Raw genomic sequence first — 17,785 nt, forward strand, 5'->3', positions numbered from 1 at the left:
GCCACCGGCCGCTTCTTGCTGCTCATGGACACCATCGGCCGGCGCAGCCTATGGTGGCCGGAAGGGCCGGTGCAGCCCGCCGGGAGGAGCCTTCGATGGAAATTGTGCGCAGCGGTACCGACGGCATTGAGTGGGAGCTGGCCTGGCAGGTCCCGCTCTACGAGCAGTTCCACCGGCACCCGGAACTCGGCCTTGCCGAACACCAGACCTCCGCAGCCGTTGCGGCGCAACTGGCCGGCTGGGGTTTCGATGTCCGGCAGTTCGGCGGCACTGGCGTGGTGGGCGTCCTTGCCAACGGAGCCGGCCCGGGCGTACTGGCCCGGGCGGACATGGACGCCCTCCCGGTCACCGAGGCGACGGGGGCAAACTACGCCTCCACCACCCCAGGCGTGATGCACGCCTGCGCCCATGACATGCACGTGGTGGCCCTGCTCGGCGCGGCAAAGTACCTGTCTGAGCACCTCCATATCTGGCAAGGCACCTACACCGTGCTGTTCCAGCCGGCGGAGGAGACGGCGGCGGGCTCGCAGGTAATGCTCGACGACGGCCTGGCCGCCGGCATCCCGCGGCCGGACGTCGCGCTGGCCCAGCACGTCATGCCTACCGAGGCAGGAACCATCGGCACCACCCCGGGCCCTGTGCTGTCGGCAGGCGACTCGGTGCGGATCACCGTCCACGGCCGCGGTGCCCACGGCTCCATGCCGCACAAATCAGTCGATCCGGTGGTGCTGGCCGCCTCAATTGTCCTCCGCCTGCAGACGGTGGTGTCCCGCGAAACGACGCCGGGGGAATTCGCCGTGCTGACCGTTGGATCCGTGACGGCCGGGGCCACGGCCAATATCATCCCGGACCGGGCCGAGCTGCTGCTCAATCTCCGCACATACAGCATGGAGGTGCGGGCGGCGATGATGGCCGCGATCGAGCGGATTGTGCGCGGCGAGTGCATAGCTGCAGGCTGTCCGCAGGAACCGGAGTTCGAGTATTACGATCAGTACCCGCTGACCAGCAATGACGCTCAAGCCAACGCCCGGGTCACGGCAGCCTTCACCAGGACCTTCGGTGCTGACGCCGTTTACCGCACCGCCCCACAGACGGCATCCGAGGACTTCAGCCGCATCCCCGACGCATTCGGCATCCCCTACGTGTACTGGGTGGTCGGCTCCGCGCCCCCGGAAACCTACCGGCGGGCAGTGGCCAACGGCACGTTGGACGCGGACATCCCGGCCAACCACTCGCCGTCGTTCCTGCCCGCCGTGGACCCCACCCTCGGCGTGGCCACCCGGGCCCAGGCCGCCGCCGCGCTCGCGTTCCTTGCGGGGACTGTTTAGCCGGCCACGGCCATGAGTGACGTCATCTGTGCTGCGGCATCGCTGCCCGGGGCCGGCGTGTACACCACGATGTGCAGGTCCGGGCGGTCGGAGGGGGAGACCTGGTGGTGTTCGAGCTGGAGGACCCCCACTGCCGGGTGGTGGAAAAGCCGCTCGCGGGATTCGAAGCCCAGGATGTCGTACAGGTCCCAGCCCTGCCGGAACTCCGGGCTGGCTTCCTTGAGCCGTTCCACCTGGTATTGAATGTCAGGATCGCCCAGCCGCTGACCGGTTTCGGCCCGGAACTCGGCAAGGAACCGCTTGCTGGTGGTGTCCCAGTCCGGGAGCAGGTCCCGGACATAGGGGTCCGTGAACACCAGCCACAGCAGGTTCCGGTCCGCCGGCGGCACCGTGGCGATGTTCGGGTAGAGCGCCGCATAGGCCTTGTTCCAGCCGGCCACGCCCCAGTCCGGGAACAGGGCAAAGGACGGACTCGGGTCCAGCGCATCCATCAGCCGCTGGATATGGGGTGGGGCGGTGTCTGCCGCGGGGCCGGCAGGGGCGGCGGATGCGTAGCCGCCAAGGGACAGGACATAGCCAAGGCCGGTGGGGGAAAGATGCAGCGCGCGGCTGAGGGCTTCCAGGACCTGGCGTGACGGGCTGATGTCCCTGCCCTGTTCAAGCCAGGTATACCAGGTGACGCTGACGCCGGACAGGAAGGCCACCTCTTCGCGGCGGAGCCCGCGCTCGCGGCTGCGGCCGATCGGCGGCAGGCCGTAATCGGCCCGCAGCGCCTGGTCCCGGCGGGCCCGCAGGAAGAGGCCAAGTTCTTTGCGCCGGCCGGGATCACTCACCCGTAAATACTATTACTCTGGTACTCCTACTACTAGTAGCAGCGCCGTCTTCCACCCGGCTGCCCGGGCCAGCAGGATGGTAACCATGCCTGCACTCCGCTCAAAAACAGTCACCCATGGCCGCAACATGGCCGGCGCCCGCGCACTGCTGCGCGCCTCCGGCGTCGCCAACTCTGACATCGGCAAGCCGATCATCGCCGTGGCCAACAGCTTCACCGAATTCGTTCCCGGCCACACCCACCTCGCCCCCGTGGGCCGGATCGTCTCGGACGCGATCCTTGCCGCCGGCGCCGTGCCGCGCGAGTTCAACACCATTGCCGTGGACGACGGCATCGCCATGGGCCACAGCGGCATGCTCTATTCGCTGCCTTCCCGTGACCTGATCGCCGACTCCGTGGAGTACATGGTCAACGCCCACTGCGCCGACGCCCTGGTCTGCATCTCCAACTGCGACAAGATCACCCCGGGCATGCTCATGGCCGCGCTGCGCCTGAACATCCCCGTGGTCTTCGTCTCCGGCGGCCCCATGGAGGCCGGCCGCGTGACCCTGACCGACGGCTCCGTCCGCTCGCTGGACCTGGTCAATGCCATTGCCGATGCCGTGGACGAATCCATCTCCGATGCTGACATCAACCTCATCGAAGAGAACGCCTGCCCCACCTGCGGTTCCTGCTCCGGCATGTTCACGGCCAACTCCATGAACTGCCTTGCCGAGGCCATCGGTCTGGCCCTGCCCGGCAACGGCTCCGTGCTGGCCACCCACACCGCGCGGAAGGCGCTGTACGAGAAAGCCGGCCGCACCGTCGTCGACCTCGTCAAGCGCTACTACGACGGCGACGACGAGTCAGTGCTGCCGCGCTCCATTGCCACCGCCAAGGCCTTCGACAATGCCATGGCCCTGGACATCTCCATGGGCGGCTCCACCAACACCATCCTGCACCTGCTCGCCGCGGCCCAGGAGGCGGGCGTGGATTATGGCCTGGCCGAGATGGACGCCAAATCGCGCCAGGTGCCCTGCCTGGCCAAGGTGGCACCGAACGTGGCCAAGGACAAGACCTACTACATGGAGGACGTGCACCGCGCAGGCGGCATCCCGGCACTGCTGGGCGAGCTGAACCGCGGCGGCCTCCTGCACAAGGACGTCCACTCCGTGCACTCCAATGACCTGGACGGCTGGCTGGACGACTGGGACATCCGAGGCGGCAAGGCCACCGAAGAAGCAAAAGCGCTCTGGCATGCGGCTCCCGGCGGCGTCCGCTCCTCCACCGCGTTCTCCCAGTCAAATGTATGGACCTCCCTGGACACCGACGCCGCCGAAGGCTGCATCCGCTCCGTGGAGCACGCCTACTCCAAGGACGGCGGCCTGGCCGTGCTCCGCGGCAACGTGGCCATCGACGGCGCCGTGGTGAAGACCGCCGGCGTGGACGAGTCCATCTGGACCTTCTCCGGCCCGGCCGTGGTGTGCGAGTCCCAGGACGAGGCAGTGGAAAAGATCCTGAACAAGACCATCAAGGAGGGCGACGTGGTGGTCATCCGCTACGAAGGCCCCAAGGGCGGTCCGGGCATGCAGGAGATGCTCTACCCCACGTCCTTCCTCAAGGGCCGCGGCCTGGGCAAGAAGTGCGCCCTCATCACGGACGGCCGCTTCTCCGGCGGCACCTCCGGCCTGTCAATCGGCCACATCTCCCCGGAGGCTGCCTCCGGGGGCGCCATCGCCCTGGTGGAGGACGGCGACATCATCAGCATCGACATCACGCAGCGCTCCCTGCAGCTGGAGGTCTCCGACGAGATCCTGGCAGAACGCCGCGAGAAACTGCTGGTCAACGGCGGGTACAAGCCCAAGGACCGGGACCGCCAGGTGTCCGCTGCCCTGCGCGCCTACGCCGCCATGGCCACCTCCGCGGACAAGGGCGCCGTCCGGGACGTGTCCCTGCTGGAGCGGTAACGCTGGAGCGGTAACGCGGCTGCCGGCGGGGGGAGGGGAGAGGCAGGTCCTTCAGCCCTCCCCCGCCCGGGCATGCCGCGCCACACCTGAAGCGCGTACGGGGGACGCCATGACGTCCCATGTCAACGGGCCAAAGGTCCGGTTTCAGCCTCCTGCGGTGACGGTACCCTGTTGACATGGTGCAGGAATTTTCCGATTACCGTGCGGAAGGCATCCTGCTTGCTGGGGCAGGTCGAGCCATCCTGCTGCAGCTTGCCAATCCGGGAATCGGCAGGGGCGTGGCCGAACACAGTACGTTCACCGAGCGCCCCGTCAACAGGCTTAAAGGCACACTGACCTACGTCTACGCGGTGGTCTACGGAAACGACGAGCAGGTGAAGGAGGTCCGCCGCAGGGTAAACCGGGCCCACGTTCCCGTTCGACGGCCCGCAGATAAAGCCTCCGCCGGATACAGCGCCTTTGATCCGGAGCTGCAGCTCTGGGTGGTGGCCACGCTCTACGACACCGCTCTCACCATCATTGAGAAAATCTACGGCCCGCTGGACGACGCCGCTGCCGACGCGATGTACCGGGACTACGCGCGGATTGGCACCGCCCTGCAGCTTCCGCCGGGCATGTGGCCGAAGGACCGGGCCGAGTTCGGCCGCTACTGGGCAGAACGCGTCTCCACCCTGCGGGCGGAGTACCCCGGTGTGAGGGTTGCCCGCGGCCTGCTGTTTCCCAGGCACACCGCCCTTTGGTACCGCGCCATCATCCCTCCGGCCAGGTTCCTCACCGCCGGGCTCCTTCCCGAGCAGCTGCGGAAAGATTTCGGCCTGGCCTGGAGCGACCAGCACGAGCGCCGCTTCCACCGGACGTTCCGAATCCTGGCCGTGGCCTACCCAAAGCTGCCGCCGGGCATCAGGTACTGGTTCAAGGATTACTGCCTGCGCGAACTCGACAGGGACCTGAAAAGGAACCCCCAGCCAAGCCAGCATCTGGGGATCAGTGCCTAGCCCAAAACCCGGTTCACCACCGGTTGAGCGGCGGATCGACGAACGGGCCCGCCGTGTCCTGGCCGCAGCCCCGGCCGGCGGCGGCAAAGCAAAAATGGTCGAGTTCGCGGTTTTCGTCCTCAAACAGGGCTGGGCCTGCATCTTTGGCGCAGCTCTTTTGGCAGCGCTCATGGCAGCAAGGCTCTGGTACCCGGACACTGCCGGCCTGGCGCGCAACGACTTCCTGACGATCACCGCCGTGATCATCCAGATCCTGATGGTTGTGTTCAAACTGGAGACGCTGCGGGAACTGCGGGTCATCGTGCTGTTCCACCTGGTGGGGACCGTCATGGAGCTGTTCAAGACGGACGTGGGCTCCTGGTCCTACGATGCCGAAGGCGTCCTGCGCATCGGGGCCGTACCGCTTTTCAGTGGCTTCATGTATGCGGCCGTGGGCTCCTACATGGTGCGCGTCTACCGGCTTTTCGACCTGAGGTTCACTGCCTACCCCCGCCGGTGGATCACCGCCGTCGTCGCTGCCGCGATCTATGCCAACTTCTTCACCCACCACTACATCTGGGACCTGCGCTGGGTGCTGCTCGTCGCCGTCGTCCTCGTCTATGGCCGGTGTGTGATGCACTTCCGGGTGTTCCGCCGGGTGTTCCGCATGCCGCTGGTGGTCTCGTTCCTGCTGGTGGCGGTGTTCATCTGGCTGGCTGAGAACATCGCCACCTGGTCAGGCGCCTGGCTCTACCCCAGCCAGGTGGACGGCTGGCACCCCGTGGGCCTGGAGAAACTGGTGGCCTGGTTCCTGCTGATGATCATCTCCGTGGTGCTGGTGGCCTGGGTCTACAAGCCCCAGCCCCTGGTAGTGGATGAGGCACGACGGCGGGAGGTCCCGTCGTCGGCTGCCTTGCGGTAAGGGGGCCGTAAGGGGGGTCTGGCAAGACCCGTTTCAGCAGGGCCCTCGCTAGGGAAAAGGGAGCACGGTTTGATAGGGAACATGCCCCCCGAAACAACAGTCATCAATTCCAGCAAACCGCAGCCAGCAGACACCCGCGGACACCACCAGGCCCGCTGGGGCGGTGTCTTCGCGATGTCGCTGTGCGTCTTCGCGCTGATCGCCTCCGAGTTCATGCCGGTCAGCCTGCTCACTCCGATGGCCGCCGAACTGCAGGTTTCAGAAGGGATGATTGGGCAGGGGATCGCGATTTCCGGTGTCTTCGCCGTCGTGACCAGCCTCTCGGTTTCCACCCTGGCCGGCAGCATGAACCGTAAAACCCTGCTGCTGGGCCTGACGGCGCTGATGGCGGTCTCCGGGGCGCTGGTGGCCACCGCACCCGGGTATCTGCTGTTCATGGTGGGCCGTGCCCTCATCGGCGTGGTCATCGGCGGCTTCTGGTCCATGTCGGCAGCCACCGCGATGCGGCTGGTTCCGGCGCACCAGGTGCCGCGCGCCCTGGCGATCTTCAATGGCGGCAATGCCCTGGCCACGGTCCTGGCCGCACCCCTGGGAAGTTACCTTGGCTCGCTCATCGGCTGGCGCGGCGCGTTCTTTTGCCTGGTGCCCATAGCGGTGCTTGCCCTTGCCTGGCAGTGGATCAGCCTGCCGTCGATGAAGGTCCAGAAACGGGCATCCGGCAACGTGCTCGGGATTTTCGCCGGGCTTAGGAGCCGGCCCGTCGCCTGGGGAATGGCTGCGTGCGGATCCTTCTTCATGGGCCAGTTCGTCCTGTTCACCTACATCCGCCCGTTCCTGGAGACCGTGACCCGCGTGGACGTTGCCACGGTATCCCTCGTCCTGCTGGTGATCGGCGTGGCGGGCTTCGCCGGAACGCTGCTGATTGGCCGGTTCCTGGGCAAGGGCCTGTACCGGACGCTGGTCATCATTCCGGTGCTGATGGCGGTCATTGCCGCAGCGCTCGTTCCCGCCGGCGGCTGGATCGCCGCTGTCGTGGTTCTGCTGGGCCTCTGGGGCCTGATGTCCACGGCCGCGCCCGTCGGCTGGTGGAGCTGGCTGGCGGAGGCGATGCCGGATGACGCCGAAGCCGGCGGCGGCCTGATGGTCGCGGTGGTCCAGACGTCCATCGCCATCGGATCCACGCTCGGGGGCGTGCTGTTCGATTCTGCGGGCTACCAGGCCACGTTCCTGGCCGCCGCGGCCATTCTTTCCATCGCCGCCGTCCTGACATTCCTGACGTCCCGGGCCACGGCCCGCCAGACCACATAACCCATCCCTGAGGAGGAGAACATGAAGTACACCAAGAGCGGGGGCCAGACAGGAGCCGGCCCCAAGGAATGGTTCACCGGAACCGTGCAGATTGACGGCATCCGGAACCCTGATGAGCAGTCGGCCATCGGCTGCGCGCACGTCCGGTTTGCCCCCGGCGCCCGGACTGCCTGGCACCGCCACCCCAAGGGCCAGACCCTCTACGTCACGGACGGGATCGGGCTGGTGGCCCGGCGCGGCGGGGAGGTCCAGGAGATCCGTCCCGGCGACGTGGTCTACATCGAGCCTGGCGAGGAGCACTGGCACGGGGCTACCCCGGAGCGGTTCATGGCGCACGTCGCCATGCACGAAGCCGATGAAAACGGAGAGGTGGTCACTTGGCTCGATCACGTGACCGACGAGGAGTACGGCGCGCCTGACCAGGCCACTGCGTAAAGGAGAGCGGACGACGGCGGGAGGTCCCGGCGTCGTCCGCTCTCCTTCCGTGTAAGTCAGGTCAGTCGTCGTACGTGTTCGCGATGTAGACATCGCACGGGGCGTTGTGCGCCACGCTGTTGGCGACGCTGCCCAGGAGCCTGCCAATCCCGCGCATCCTGCGGTTGCCCACCACGATCAGCCGGGCATCGAGGCGGATGGCTTCTTTGATGAGCGAATCGGCTGGCTTGCCGCGCGAAGCGAAGTGGGTGATTTCCACTCCCGGATGCGATGCGCCGAGGGACTTTGCCACCATTTCCGAGCTGTCCGCGTTGGAGATCCGTACCTTATCCGAGCCCACCCCGAAGGTTTCGGCGTTCTCGACGTCAAAGGCGGTCACCACATGGAGGGATGCCCCCAGCGACTCCGCCAGGCCCAGCGCCACTTCCGCGGCCTTCCGTGCCGACGGGCTGGCGTCCACGCCTACAACGATTACTCCGCTCATTCCTGCTCCTTTATCCAGTCCTGGCATCAACGTTCAGCTGCCAGTCTAGGCAGTACCCTCCGGAAGTCCTCGAATCACAGGTTTAGAGTGTTACGCGCGGATCTCGCCCTGCGCCGCTTCGGCGATGTTCTCGGTAACGGCCCAGGATGCCAGGAGCTTGAGGGCTTCCTCAGAGGGGCTGCCGGGAGTGGCGGGATAAACGGTGAGGGTGTGCCCCGGGTCCTCTTCAAGGCCCAAGACCTGGTAATTCAGTTCCAAGAGGCCCACTACCGGGTGCTGGAAGAACTTGGTTCCCGCGTAGTGGCGGCGGACATTGTGGGCTGCCCAGAGCGTTCGGAATTCATCGCTGCGCATGGACAGTTCACCGATGAGTTCGGCGATGCCCTTGTCATGGGGGTTGCGGCCGGCCTCACGGCGGAGGATGGCCACGTTTGTGTTGGCGGCCCGGTCCCAGTCCGTGTAGAAGTTGTGGGCCCGCGGGTCCAGGAAGATGAAGCGGGAGTGGTTTGCAGGCCGTGCGGGGCTGCGGTACATGTCCGAATACAGGGCGTAGCCCAGGGTATTGGCGGCCACGATGTCCAGCCGGTTGTTGCCGATGAAGGCAGGCGCCCCGGTGATGGTGTCCAAAAGGTACTGCAGTTCCGGACGGACCTTCGAGGGGGCGGAACCGCCCGTTCCCGCGGCCCTCTTGCGGCCCGAGGTGTTGGCGGCACGGGCCAGGTCGTAGAGGTGGTCGTGCTCGGCGCGGTCCAGTTCCAGGGCGCCGGCAATGGCGTCCAGCACGCTGTCCGAGACGCCGGAGAGATTGCCGCGTTCCAGGCGGGTGTAGTAGTCCACGCTCACCCCCGCCAGCCGGGCCACTTCCTCGCGCCGCAGCCCCGGCACCCGCCGCCGTCCGCCGTACGGTTCGATGCCTGCCTGCTCCGGGGTAATGCGCCCACGGCGGGAGGACAGGAACTGTCGTACCTCGGCTCGGTTATCCATACGGAACACGTTACGACGGATGGTCCGGCCCTAAGGAGGTTCTGTCAGAACCAGTTACAGCAGCACCCTCGCTAGCGGGTCCCGGGCCGGGTTTGATGGGATTGTCCGGCTGCCGGCCAGGGTAGGACTCCCAAGACCAGGTACAACAGGGCCACGTTGTCCCCACTTTTTCCGGGGTTTGGTCCGAACAACCCCGGTAGCATTTTTGTTATCCCCAACAGATCAGAGGAGAACCATGACTACCGTCAAGGCTTATGCATCCCCGTCCGCCACGGAGGACCTGGTGGCAACCACCATTGAGCGCCGCGAAGTGGGTCCCCATGACGTCATGATCGAGATCAAGTTCGCCGGCATCTGCCACTCGGACATCCACACCGTCCGGGGCGACTGGGGCCCGCAGCAGTACCCGCTGGTACCCGGCCACGAGATCGCCGGCATCGTCACCGAGGTTGGCTCCGAGGTGACCAGGCACGCCGTTGGCGACCGCGTTGGTGTTGGCTGCATGGTCAACTCCTGCATGGAGTGCGTCAACTGCCAGAAGGGCGAGGAACAGTACTGCCTCAAGGGAAACGTTGGCACCTACGGCGCCGTTGACCGCGACGGCACCATCACCCAGGGCGGCTACTCCACCCACGTCGTAGTGACCGAGGACTTCGTGGTGACCATCCCCGAGGGCATCGAGCTCGACGTCGCCGCACCGCTGCTGTGCGCCGGCATCACCACCTACTCCCCACTGCGGCACTGGGGCGCCGGGCCCGGCAAGAAGGTTGCTGTCGTCGGCCTCGGCGGCCTGGGCCACATGGCCGTCAAGCTCGCCCACGCCATGGGCGCCGACGTAACGGTCCTGTCCCAGTCGCTGAAGAAGCAGGAAGACGGCCTGAAGCTTGGCGCGGACCACTACTACGCCACCAGCGACGAGAGCACCTTCAGCGACCTCGCCGGCAGCTTCGACCTGATCATCAACACGGTCAGCGCCTCGATCGACATCAGCTCCTACCTGGGCCTGCTGAAGCTCGACGGCGCCCTGGTGAACGTCGGTGCCCCCGCCGAGCCGCTCCCCGTCAACGCCTTCGCACTGATCGGCGGCCGCCGCTCGTTTGCCGGTTCCATGATCGGTGGCATCCGCGAGACCCAGGAAATGCTCAACTTCTGCGCTGAGCACGGCCTGGGCGCCGAGATCGAGGTCATTCCGGCAGAGAAGATCAACGAGGCCTACGAGCGCGTCCTCGCCTCGGACGTCCGGTACCGCTTCGTGATTGACACCGCCACCCTCTAAAGCACCACCCACGCACGGCGGGCCGGCTCCGAAAGGGGCCGGCCCGCCGTCGTTCGCGGCAGGGAGGTTCAGCGCACCTACGGCGCGAGGCTTGTCAGGACCGCCGCGGCGGGGCCTTCCATGGTGTGCCGGTAGTTGATGCCGGCCCACAGGTTCAGCCAATCCGGCTCTCCAGCGGCTGCGGCGGCGGCCCGCAGGGGAGTGGTCAGGTGGTGGATCTCCGGGTACCCGTACGGGGCATCCGCATCATGGCGGCGCATGAATTCGTTGTGCAGGCCGCGCGCATTGCGGCCGGAGAAGGCGCGGGTGACGGCGGTGGTGGTGAAGCGCCCGGCCGGCGACAAAGCCGCCCGGTGCGCCGCCTTGGTTCCTGCTTCATCGGCCAGGAGGAAAGCCGTTCCCGACTGGACCGCAGCCGCACCGACGTCGAGCGCAGCCCGCGTATCCTCCCGCGTCCCAATTCCGCCTGCTGCGATGAGCGGCACCTCAAGATCGGCCAGCTCCTCGAGGATGCCGTGCAGGGGCACTGTGGGAGGCGGAGCAGCCGCTTTGAACGTTCCCCGGTGGCCGCCGGCTTCCGGGCCCTGGACGCACAGGGCATCGGCGCCTGCCGAAAGCGCCCGGAGTGCTTCCCCGCGGTCCGTCACCGTGGCGATCACATAGACACCGCGTTCGTGGAGCGCTTCGACAACCCCGGAACCGGGAACATCGAAGGTGAACGAAACAACCGCCGGTGCGAGCTCCAGCACGACCTGGAGCTTCTTGTCCCAGTCGTCGTCGTCATGCCGTGGCTCTCCCAGGCTGACACCGAAGCGTTCGGCGTCGGCGGCCAGGGACGCCGCGTACTGCTGCAGGGACTCCGGGCTGATGACCGACGGTTGGGGGACGAACAGGTTCACTCCGAAGGGCCGGTCCGTGAGCGACCGGACGGCTTCGATCTCGGAACGCATGGCGGCCGCAGTCTTATAGCCCGCCGCGAGGAACCCCAGACCGCCGGCGGCACTGACGGCGGCGGCGAGTTGCGGGGTGGAGGGTCCGCCGGCCATCGGCGCCTGGATGACCGGGACGGCCAGTGACCCGGGATTGAAGCGGCTGGCGTTGTGCTGGGTATCCACGTGTCCTCCCCGTCCTGCTGCGCGTACCTGACGAATGCTACGCCGTTCCAAGGGCAGAAAAAGAGCGGACGACGCCGGGTGGTGTCCGGCGTCGTCCGCTGCCTTTGGTGTTGGAGTGCTTAGAGAACCAGTGCCGGCTCTTCGCCGCGCACGCTCAGCGTGAACGTGTTGGGCCCGCTGCAGGTGACGGCGATCCGGCACGTTGTGGTGTTGTGGCGGGATGAAAGATCGGTAACCGCGGAATCGAGGGTCTCGTGGAGTGCGGCACGGTCCCAGATCTTCAGGGTCACGGATTCGGCAGTGTTAAACGTCATTGTTCAGTACTTTCCTGTATCAAGCCGGGGTTGAATCCGGTCAATGGCCTGTCCGCGCTCGGAGGGTCGGTGGCCTATGCTCACCGGTGGGCCTCGTTGCGTCACCAGGATGTCAAGGGCGGATGTTTCCGGCCCTGCTTATCCATAGTGCCCATGGGGGAATAGCCGGCTCAACCAAAACGCTCAATTATTGCGAGTGATTCTCATCACCTGTGACGGGTGCCACACTATTAATCGCAGAAATGGGTTGGGATTTTTTCTTCCCCGGAAATCGACGAGATGACTGACGCGGCCACGTCCCTGAGCTTGATGTTGCGCGTGCTGGAAGCCCGGGTGAGGATGTTGAAGGCCTCTTCCCGGCTGCACCTGTTTTCAGCCATGATGGCGCCGATTGCCATGTCAATGACCGTGCGGGACTGCATGGCCGCGGACAGGTCCTCCCGTGCTTCGCTCAACTGGGTAATCCGCAGGATCAGCCGGATGGAGCCGGCGGCCTGATGGGCGAACGCCTCCACGGTGCTGATGTCTTCGGCCGTGAACCCGTTGCTGCGGCTGGAGTAGAGGTTGAGTACGGCCTCTGCATCCCCCGCAAGATCCAGTGGAACGGCAAGGACGGACGAAACCCCGTGTTCCACGGCCGCCCTGACGTACGGTCCCCAGCGCTTTTCGCTGGCCAGGTCGGGAACCAGGAGGGTGGTCCGGTTTCGGAGCGCCGTGAGGCACGGGCCATCGCCGAATCCATTTTGCAGTTCGTCAAGGGCCCCGGCCGCGGCATCGCTGGCCGCGACGGCCTGGGGCCTCCTGTGCCGAATGACGGTCACTCCACAATGGACTGTATTTCCCGATACGGACAACCGTGAAGCTGCCCTGACGGCCAGTTCCGCGAGGAAGTCACGGACGTCGCGACTCTCCAGCACCAATCGCTGGAAGGACTGTTCGGACTCCGAGTCGGCCAGGCCGTCAGGTTCCTGCAGCGGTCCCTTGTTGTCCGTCACTCGGCATCATCCCATGTGAGCTCGGTCAGAGCCGTGGTAACGAGCCCCACCTGGGCTGCCGGCAGGTGCAGGGCTTCGTTGAGGTAGGCGTCGAGGGACAGTTCGTCCACGTCCCCGCCGATGCCGTAGTAGTACGTCCACAACTTCAGGAGTGGAAGGCCGGCGTCCTGGAATTGGCGCGCTGCTCCATGCCGCTGCTCGTCGGCTTCGATCAACTGGTCCGGACCTCCGGTCCATTCGGCGTTCATATTTCCCCCCTACCCGGACCGGTGCTAAAGCTTCCCCTCGCCACGATCTCCTGCGCAATTTCCTGGATGCGGCGGTTGCCCGACTTGGCGGCGGCCTGGAGGAGCTCCAGTGCGCCATCCCGGCTGCCGCGGGCCTGGAGCATCACCAGCGCAACTGCTGCGTCCACTACCGCACGGGACTTAAGCGCAGCACGCAGGTCCTCGGGAAAGACGTCAGGGGCGTGGAGCCGCAGGGCGAGCCGAAGGATGCGGGACATCGACGCGGCCTGGTCCTCCACCAGCTTGACGGTGTCCGGGCCGAACGCGTGGACGGTATGCGCGTAGCAGTTCAGGGCCGCCTGGGAAAGGGGATCCGTGTGGATGGGAACCGCCAGGACCGAACGGACGCCCAGCTTTGCAACGGCATAGGTGTACGGGGCCCACCTCTGGTCAAGCTGCAGGTCCTCAATCAATACCGTGTGCTGCTCACGGAGGGCGGTGAGGCAAGGGCCGGTACCAAAGGCGTATTGCGTCTCGTCCAGCCGGCGGCCTTCTTCACTGCTGTAGGCAAAGGTGGACAGCGCACCGTCGCGCTCCACCGTGACCGTGCATTCCACCGGAGCGCCGTCACCCCCCAGCTGCGATGCCGATATGGTCGCCAGGCCCAGGAGGAACTTGGAAAACTCCGGGGTGTTCAGCAGCAAGTCCTGGTACTCGTCCGCTGTGGTGAGTGCATCGTTGTGGGCCATCAGGCCTCGATCCCTAATTTGCGCCAGTGACAGTTGCTGCTGGCTTTCGGCTTCCCGCTCTCAACGCGGAAGGCCCGGCAGTCAATGTCCGGATGCTGCATCCGGAAATCTCCTGCGTTCGACACTACGCCTGTGCGCGGGGTTCGGAACAGGGCCTCATGTCCTTCTTGCGGAGGGCCGCACCTAGGGGCCAGGTGTGGCGGCACCTGGCTGGCTCCCGCCGTCGTCATTCCCTTCCGCGGCCCGCGGCTCGGCTGTGAAGTCATTGGAGTACGGCGCCCGCGGCCGGGGCCGCTCGTCAATGAGCTCGTTCGCGGCGAGCGCCAGCAGGTCACGCTGGACCGGCGGCAGCGAGAGAAGGCCCTGCAGGTAGGCCTCCACCTCGTACTCTCCTGCGTCCCCGGACATGCCGAAGTACTTCAACCACAGCTCCGGCACGGAGATGTCTGCTGCCCTGATAGCTGCACGGAGCCGGCGTCTTTGTTCCGGTTCGTGTGGATCAAAACCCATCCGTGCTGCCTAAATCCCGGACGCCGGCGTCCCCGCCAGGATTGATTCGCTGACGTCCAGCAGGGTGGTGCGCTCCTGCCGGGCCTGGTTCATCAGTTGTTGCAACGCCGCCTGGTGGCTCGTCCCCAGGCGTTCCATCAGGACGCCGCAGGCGCGGTTGATGACATCCCTGCTGTGGAGCGACGTTCGCAATGCCTCCGTCATCTTGTGCGGAGCCTCGGTCCCCTGGACATGCGACAGGAGGGTGGCCGCCGGTGCAGCGAACAGTTGAAGCAACCGCACGCTCCCCGCGTCATAGGCGGCTGGTGTGGCCGAGTACAGCTTGATGGCGCCGAGCGTTTCCTTGCCGGCTATCAATGGTGTGCTGACCACTGACCGGATGGGCAGGTCCCGCACGGAATCCCGCCACAGCGGCCAGCGCGGGTCGTCGTGGAGGTCCTGGACCAGGACAGGAGTCTCTGCTGCCCAGGCTGTCAGGCAGGGGCCTTCGCCGTGCCGGTACTGGGCGGCATCCGCTTGTTCCACCACCCTGTCCGTGTAGCCGCTGCTGGTGCGGCGGCCCCTGGAGTCCAGCAGGGAGACACCGGCGCCGATGGTGCCGGGGACTGAGTCCTTGGCCGCTTGGGCCAGAATGCTGACGGCCGTACCCACTTTTTCTTCCGTCAACAACAATCCCTGGATCCGTGCAATGACGGTGCTGAGCTCGTCAAGGGGAGGTGCTGGGGCATTTCTCCAGCATATGCCAACCTGTCAGTCCCCATGCGGCCCTGAGGATGTGACAGTAGGATTGCCCCATGTCGAGTTCAGCAGATAACGAGTCCGTGCGCCAGCTTCAGGAAATCCTGGTGGGCGCGGAGGGCATTGTGGATTTCCTGTCCGGGCTTTCCGGCATGGCTGCCGCGGCTGTCTCCGAAGCTGCGGACGACATCATCGAGTGCGCCGTCACGCTTAAAGTCCGGCGGCGTCCAGCCACGGCAGCGGGCAGCAGCGCGCGTGCCGTGGAACTTGACCACATTGAGCAGGTGCTGGGCGATGGGCCTTGCGTCCGTGCCCTGCGGGAGATGACTCCCATCATGATCGATGACGTCGCAAAAGACCCCAGGTGGCCCGAATTCAACGAAAAGCTGGCAGAGCACAATGTGCGCAGCTCCCTTGGCGTGCCGCTGGAAATCACGGGCGATGCCAGGGCGGCGTTGAACTTTTTCGCCGCCAAACCGCACGTGTTCACCGCGGACGTCTATGACAAGGCAGTGGGTTTCGCTGGGGCGGCGCACAACACCATGCAGCTCTCCGTGCGCATCAACACCATAGAGAATCGGGCCGAAGATCTTGAGGCTGCGCTCGAGAGCAGGACTGCCATCAACCTGGCCTGCGGGGTAATCATGGCGCAGAACCGGTGCTCACAGGAGGAAGCGATGGAGATCCTCACCAAGGTCTCCAGCAACCGCAACCGCAAGCTTCGGGATGTCGCCAGGGAACTCATCGAGCAGCTGTCCGGCAGCAGCATCCGCACCCACTTCGACTCATAGCCGTATTTGCGGGTCAACCTCGTCGGCCGGTCAGCACCGACCGCACGGACACGGCCGCGGCCCCTCCGGTTCGCTGGATGTCCCAGCAATTCCCTTTGCCAATGACGTCGTAGTCCTGGTCACCTGCGGCAGCCAGCACCATGGCTGTGTTCTCGTCGATGGCCACGGCCCGTTCCACCAGGCCCGCCGCCACGGCGCCCACCGCCCGGCTCAGCGTTCCCGCCTGCGCGGCGTGGACGTCCACCGAGAACCCCGCCAGTCCAAGACCCTCGCGGATATCCACTGAATCCAGGCCCTCCGAGCATTCCTCGCCACACACTTCCACTCCATTGATCCGGTATCCGCCAACCAGTGCCCGCTGGGGTGCCACCATGGCGCCGGCAGAAAACCCAAGGTAGGGCGCGCCGTCGGCCACCAATCTGCTGATGAGTGCGGCCACAGGATGAAGAGCCTCCCAGTAGGCCGGGGTCAAACCGCCGCCCACCACGATCGCATCCACTTGCTCGAAGGCGGCATCGGTACGCTTTCCGGCTGGAGGCGCCACAGCGATTATCTCGCACCCGAGCCTCGCCTGGAGGGGTTCCGCATAGGGCGCCACGAGCTCGTGCAGGTTTCCTTCGGGACCATGCACTGCGACGGCAATGCGTGCCTGCCGGTCGCTGCCGGCATGCTCCCGGACATCGAGGGCGAACCGGTCAAAGACTTCCGGAAATCCCAGGGGATCGGGGCCCGCGCCGGCGAGGTAGATGCTCATGGGCTTCAAGATACCCGCACCAGCAGGGCCACGGCGGCGGTTGCGGCAGCGCCGAACGGTCGCCTTACAAAATCCCATTGACGGGCGTCCACGCGAGGACTAACCTACAACCAAATGGTTGTAGATAAACTGAGTGAGACCGAACTGGACCGCCTCTTCCAGGCGTTCGCCGATTCCACCCGGCGGGACATCGTCCGCCGGGTCACTGTCGGCGAGTACTCCGTTTCGGGCCTGGCAGCCCTCTACGCCATGAGTTTCGCGGCCGTCCAGAAGCATGTGGCCGTGTTGGAGCGCGCATCCTTGGTGACCAAGGAAAAACGCGGAAGGGAGCAAATCGTGCGGGGCAATCACGATGGACTGCAAAAAGCCCGGGGGCTGCTCGATGAATATGAACAAATCTGGCGGCAGCGCGCCGCCAGGATGGCAGACATTCTCGCTGAAGGTTAGGAAGGCATTGCCATGACAGTCATCAGTACGGATAAGAACCCCGAGGCCCTGAGCCTCACCCTGGTTGCCGAGTTCGACGCCGGCGTGGAACGCGTATGGCAGCTCTTCGAGGACCCGCGGCAGCTGGAGCGCTGGTGGGGTCCGCCCACCTACCCGGCCACCTTCTACAAGCATGAGTTCGTGCCGGGCGGCAAGGCCAGCTACTACATGACAGGTCCTGAAGGGGATAAGGCGCACGGCTGGTGGGAGTTCACCAGAATCGAGGCGCCCCGCCAGCTCGAGTTCAACGACGGCTTTGCGGACAACGAAGGCAATCCCACCGGGGAATTTGGCATCAGCCACGCCACAGTTACCCTTGAGCCCGCGGGGGAGCGGACGAGGATGACCATCCTGTCCACATTTGAGTCCGAGGAACAGCTGGAGCAGGTCATGGCGATGGGCATGGAAGAGGGCCTCAGGGAGGCCGTGGGCCAGATGGATGGCATCCTCGCCGAGCACGCCAACGCCTGATTGGCCGTCACCAACCTTTCCCACGGCGCCAGGTGGGTGGACGACGGCGGGACGTCCCGTCGTCGTCCACCTCCGCCTTTGGGCGTTGATCGGGCAAGCCCGCCGCTGAAATACTGGACGGTGGACGGCCCGAGGGAAGGCGGTGG

General features: G+C 65.8%; 21 protein-coding genes. 10 read left to right on the forward strand and 11 right to left on the reverse strand.

Annotation, left to right across the window (positions count from 1 at the left end):
• The first annotated feature begins 95 nt into the window (after positions 1 to 95).
• Complete coding sequence (locus ASG86_RS02780; RefSeq protein WP_056330310.1) at positions 96 to 1,328, forward strand: amidohydrolase; 1,233 nt, start codon at positions 96 to 98, stop codon at positions 1,326 to 1,328.
• Here the strand turns inward: ASG86_RS02780 and ASG86_RS02785 are convergent.
• A complete protein-coding gene (locus ASG86_RS02785) occupies positions 1,325 to 2,161 on the reverse strand; it encodes a helix-turn-helix transcriptional regulator (protein WP_056329946.1) in 837 nt (278 codons plus the stop codon). The genes ASG86_RS02780 and ASG86_RS02785 overlap by 4 nt on opposite strands.
• A gap of 85 nt (positions 2,162 to 2,246) precedes the next feature.
• On the opposite strand from ASG86_RS02785, the gene ilvD reads away from it, so the two are divergent.
• The 5 genes from ilvD to ASG86_RS02810 all read left to right on the forward strand — a co-directional run bounded on the left by ilvD (position 2,247) and on the right by ASG86_RS02810 (position 7,745).
• Complete coding sequence (ilvD, locus tag ASG86_RS02790) at positions 2,247 to 4,106, forward strand: dihydroxy-acid dehydratase (protein WP_056329949.1); 1,860 nt, start codon at positions 2,247 to 2,249, stop codon at positions 4,104 to 4,106.
• A 176-nt stretch (positions 4,107 to 4,282) separates the two neighbouring features.
• Positions 4,283 to 5,101 (forward strand): oxygenase MpaB family protein, encoded by an 819-nt coding sequence (locus tag ASG86_RS02795; protein ID WP_056329952.1) that lies wholly within the window; start codon positions 4,283 to 4,285, stop codon positions 5,099 to 5,101.
• Positions 5,094 to 6,002: a DUF817 domain-containing protein gene (locus ASG86_RS02800; RefSeq protein WP_056329954.1), complete on the forward strand. Its 909-nt coding sequence runs from the start codon at positions 5,094 to 5,096 to the stop codon at positions 6,000 to 6,002. Before ASG86_RS02795 ends, ASG86_RS02800 begins: the two co-directional genes overlap by 8 nt.
• Before the next feature lie 81 nt (positions 6,003 to 6,083).
• On the forward strand, positions 6,084 to 7,310 hold the full coding sequence (locus tag ASG86_RS02805) for an MFS transporter (protein WP_056329957.1): 1,227 nt from the start codon (positions 6,084 to 6,086) through the stop codon (positions 7,308 to 7,310).
• Between the two features lie 21 nt (positions 7,311 to 7,331).
• Complete coding sequence (locus tag ASG86_RS02810) at positions 7,332 to 7,745, forward strand: (R)-mandelonitrile lyase (protein WP_056329961.1); 414 nt, start codon at positions 7,332 to 7,334, stop codon at positions 7,743 to 7,745.
• Between the two features lie 61 nt (positions 7,746 to 7,806).
• Here the strand turns inward: ASG86_RS02810 and ASG86_RS02815 are convergent, their stop codons facing one another.
• Both ASG86_RS02815 and ASG86_RS02820 read right to left on the reverse strand, forming a co-directional pair.
• The gene (locus ASG86_RS02815; protein ID WP_056329964.1) at positions 7,807 to 8,229 is read right to left on the reverse strand and encodes a universal stress protein; all 423 of its coding nucleotides are present in this window, start codon (positions 8,227 to 8,229) and stop codon (positions 7,807 to 7,809) included.
• A gap of 90 nt (positions 8,230 to 8,319) precedes the next feature.
• Positions 8,320 to 9,213, reverse strand: a complete 894-nt coding sequence (locus ASG86_RS02820; RefSeq protein WP_056329967.1) for a helix-turn-helix transcriptional regulator — start codon at positions 9,211 to 9,213, stop codon at positions 8,320 to 8,322.
• A gap of 235 nt (positions 9,214 to 9,448) precedes the next feature.
• On the opposite strand from ASG86_RS02820, the gene ASG86_RS02825 reads away from it, so the two are divergent.
• Positions 9,449 to 10,489 carry an NAD(P)-dependent alcohol dehydrogenase gene (locus tag ASG86_RS02825; RefSeq protein ID WP_056329970.1) on the forward strand — a complete coding sequence of 347 codons (1,041 nt, stop codon included), beginning with the start codon at positions 9,449 to 9,451 and terminating at the stop codon, positions 10,487 to 10,489.
• Between the two features lie 77 nt (positions 10,490 to 10,566).
• Here the strand turns inward: ASG86_RS02825 and ASG86_RS02830 are convergent, their stop codons facing one another.
• The 7 genes from ASG86_RS02830 to ASG86_RS02860 form a co-directional block, all read right to left on the reverse strand.
• Entirely contained in the window at positions 10,567 to 11,604 is a 1,038-nt protein-coding gene (locus ASG86_RS02830) for a nitronate monooxygenase (protein ID WP_082566647.1), read from the reverse strand.
• A 119-nt stretch (positions 11,605 to 11,723) separates the two neighbouring features.
• Positions 11,724 to 11,918: a hypothetical protein gene (locus tag ASG86_RS02835; RefSeq protein WP_056329973.1), complete on the reverse strand. Its 195-nt coding sequence runs from the start codon at positions 11,916 to 11,918 to the stop codon at positions 11,724 to 11,726.
• A 230-nt stretch (positions 11,919 to 12,148) separates the two neighbouring features.
• Positions 12,149 to 12,913, reverse strand: a complete 765-nt coding sequence (locus ASG86_RS02840; RefSeq protein ID WP_082566648.1) for a GAF and ANTAR domain-containing protein — start codon at positions 12,911 to 12,913, stop codon at positions 12,149 to 12,151.
• Positions 12,910 to 13,161, reverse strand: a complete 252-nt coding sequence (locus ASG86_RS02845; protein ID WP_056329974.1) for a hypothetical protein — start codon at positions 13,159 to 13,161, stop codon at positions 12,910 to 12,912. Before ASG86_RS02845 ends, ASG86_RS02840 begins: the two co-directional genes overlap by 4 nt.
• Positions 13,158 to 13,889, reverse strand: a complete 732-nt coding sequence (locus ASG86_RS02850; protein ID WP_056329977.1) for a GAF and ANTAR domain-containing protein — start codon at positions 13,887 to 13,889, stop codon at positions 13,158 to 13,160. The genes ASG86_RS02845 and ASG86_RS02850 overlap by 4 nt, the downstream gene beginning before the upstream one ends.
• 183 nt (positions 13,890 to 14,072) lie before the next feature.
• On the reverse strand, positions 14,073 to 14,399 hold the full coding sequence (locus ASG86_RS02855; RefSeq protein ID WP_056329980.1) for a hypothetical protein: 327 nt from the start codon (positions 14,397 to 14,399) through the stop codon (positions 14,073 to 14,075).
• A 9-nt stretch (positions 14,400 to 14,408) separates the two neighbouring features.
• The gene (locus ASG86_RS02860) at positions 14,409 to 15,065 is read right to left on the reverse strand and encodes a GAF and ANTAR domain-containing protein (protein ID WP_235565076.1); all 657 of its coding nucleotides are present in this window, start codon (positions 15,063 to 15,065) and stop codon (positions 14,409 to 14,411) included.
• A gap of 128 nt (positions 15,066 to 15,193) precedes the next feature.
• On the opposite strand from ASG86_RS02860, the gene ASG86_RS02865 reads away from it, so the two are divergent.
• Positions 15,194 to 15,928 (forward strand): GAF and ANTAR domain-containing protein, encoded by a 735-nt coding sequence (locus ASG86_RS02865; protein WP_056329986.1) that lies wholly within the window; start codon positions 15,194 to 15,196, stop codon positions 15,926 to 15,928.
• A 13-nt stretch (positions 15,929 to 15,941) separates the two neighbouring features.
• On the opposite strand, the gene ASG86_RS02870 is transcribed toward ASG86_RS02865, so the two are convergent.
• On the reverse strand, positions 15,942 to 16,682 hold the full coding sequence (locus ASG86_RS02870) for a Type 1 glutamine amidotransferase-like domain-containing protein (protein WP_056329991.1): 741 nt from the start codon (positions 16,680 to 16,682) through the stop codon (positions 15,942 to 15,944).
• Between the two features lie 114 nt (positions 16,683 to 16,796).
• On the opposite strand from ASG86_RS02870, the gene ASG86_RS02875 reads away from it, so the two are divergent.
• A complete protein-coding gene (locus ASG86_RS02875) occupies positions 16,797 to 17,129 on the forward strand; it encodes an ArsR/SmtB family transcription factor (protein WP_056329994.1) in 333 nt (110 codons plus the stop codon).
• A 12-nt stretch (positions 17,130 to 17,141) separates the two neighbouring features.
• Complete coding sequence (locus ASG86_RS02880) at positions 17,142 to 17,639, forward strand: SRPBCC family protein (RefSeq protein WP_056329996.1); 498 nt, start codon at positions 17,142 to 17,144, stop codon at positions 17,637 to 17,639.
• Positions 17,640 to 17,785: the final 146 nt, after the last annotated feature.

The organism is Arthrobacter sp. Soil764 (assembly GCF_001428075.1).
In the GTDB taxonomy this organism is placed as follows: Bacteria; Actinomycetota; Actinomycetes; order Actinomycetales; family Micrococcaceae; genus Arthrobacter.

Coding starts and splice junctions, on each gene's coding strand:
- ASG86_RS02855 (WP_056329980.1), bottom strand. CDS start 14,399: ATGGGTTTTGATCCACACGAACCGGAACAAAGACGCCGGCTCCGTGCA.
- ASG86_RS02875 (WP_056329994.1), top strand. CDS start 16,797: ATGGTTGTAGATAAACTGAGTGAGACCGAACTGGACCGCCTCTTCCAG.
- ASG86_RS02780 (WP_056330310.1), top strand. CDS start 96: ATGGAAATTGTGCGCAGCGGTACCGACGGCATTGAGTGGGAGCTGGCC.
- ASG86_RS02870 (WP_056329991.1), bottom strand. CDS start 16,682: ATGAGCATCTACCTCGCCGGCGCGGGCCCCGATCCCCTGGGATTTCCG.
- ASG86_RS02820 (WP_056329967.1), bottom strand. CDS start 9,213: ATGGATAACCGAGCCGAGGTACGACAGTTCCTGTCCTCCCGCCGTGGG.
- ASG86_RS02865 (WP_056329986.1), top strand. CDS start 15,194: ATGTCGAGTTCAGCAGATAACGAGTCCGTGCGCCAGCTTCAGGAAATC.
- ASG86_RS02845 (WP_056329974.1), bottom strand. CDS start 13,161: ATGAACGCCGAATGGACCGGAGGTCCGGACCAGTTGATCGAAGCCGAC.
- ASG86_RS02880 (WP_056329996.1), top strand. CDS start 17,142: ATGACAGTCATCAGTACGGATAAGAACCCCGAGGCCCTGAGCCTCACC.
- ASG86_RS02815 (WP_056329964.1), bottom strand. CDS start 8,229: ATGAGCGGAGTAATCGTTGTAGGCGTGGACGCCAGCCCGTCGGCACGG.
- ilvD (WP_056329949.1), top strand. CDS start 2,247: ATGCCTGCACTCCGCTCAAAAACAGTCACCCATGGCCGCAACATGGCC.
- ASG86_RS02795 (WP_056329952.1), top strand. CDS start 4,283: ATGGTGCAGGAATTTTCCGATTACCGTGCGGAAGGCATCCTGCTTGCT.
- ASG86_RS02850 (WP_056329977.1), bottom strand. CDS start 13,889: ATGGCCCACAACGATGCACTCACCACAGCGGACGAGTACCAGGACTTG.
- ASG86_RS02805 (WP_056329957.1), top strand. CDS start 6,084: ATGCCCCCCGAAACAACAGTCATCAATTCCAGCAAACCGCAGCCAGCA.
- ASG86_RS02835 (WP_056329973.1), bottom strand. CDS start 11,918: ATGACGTTTAACACTGCCGAATCCGTGACCCTGAAGATCTGGGACCGT.
- ASG86_RS02810 (WP_056329961.1), top strand. CDS start 7,332: ATGAAGTACACCAAGAGCGGGGGCCAGACAGGAGCCGGCCCCAAGGAA.
- ASG86_RS02825 (WP_056329970.1), top strand. CDS start 9,449: ATGACTACCGTCAAGGCTTATGCATCCCCGTCCGCCACGGAGGACCTG.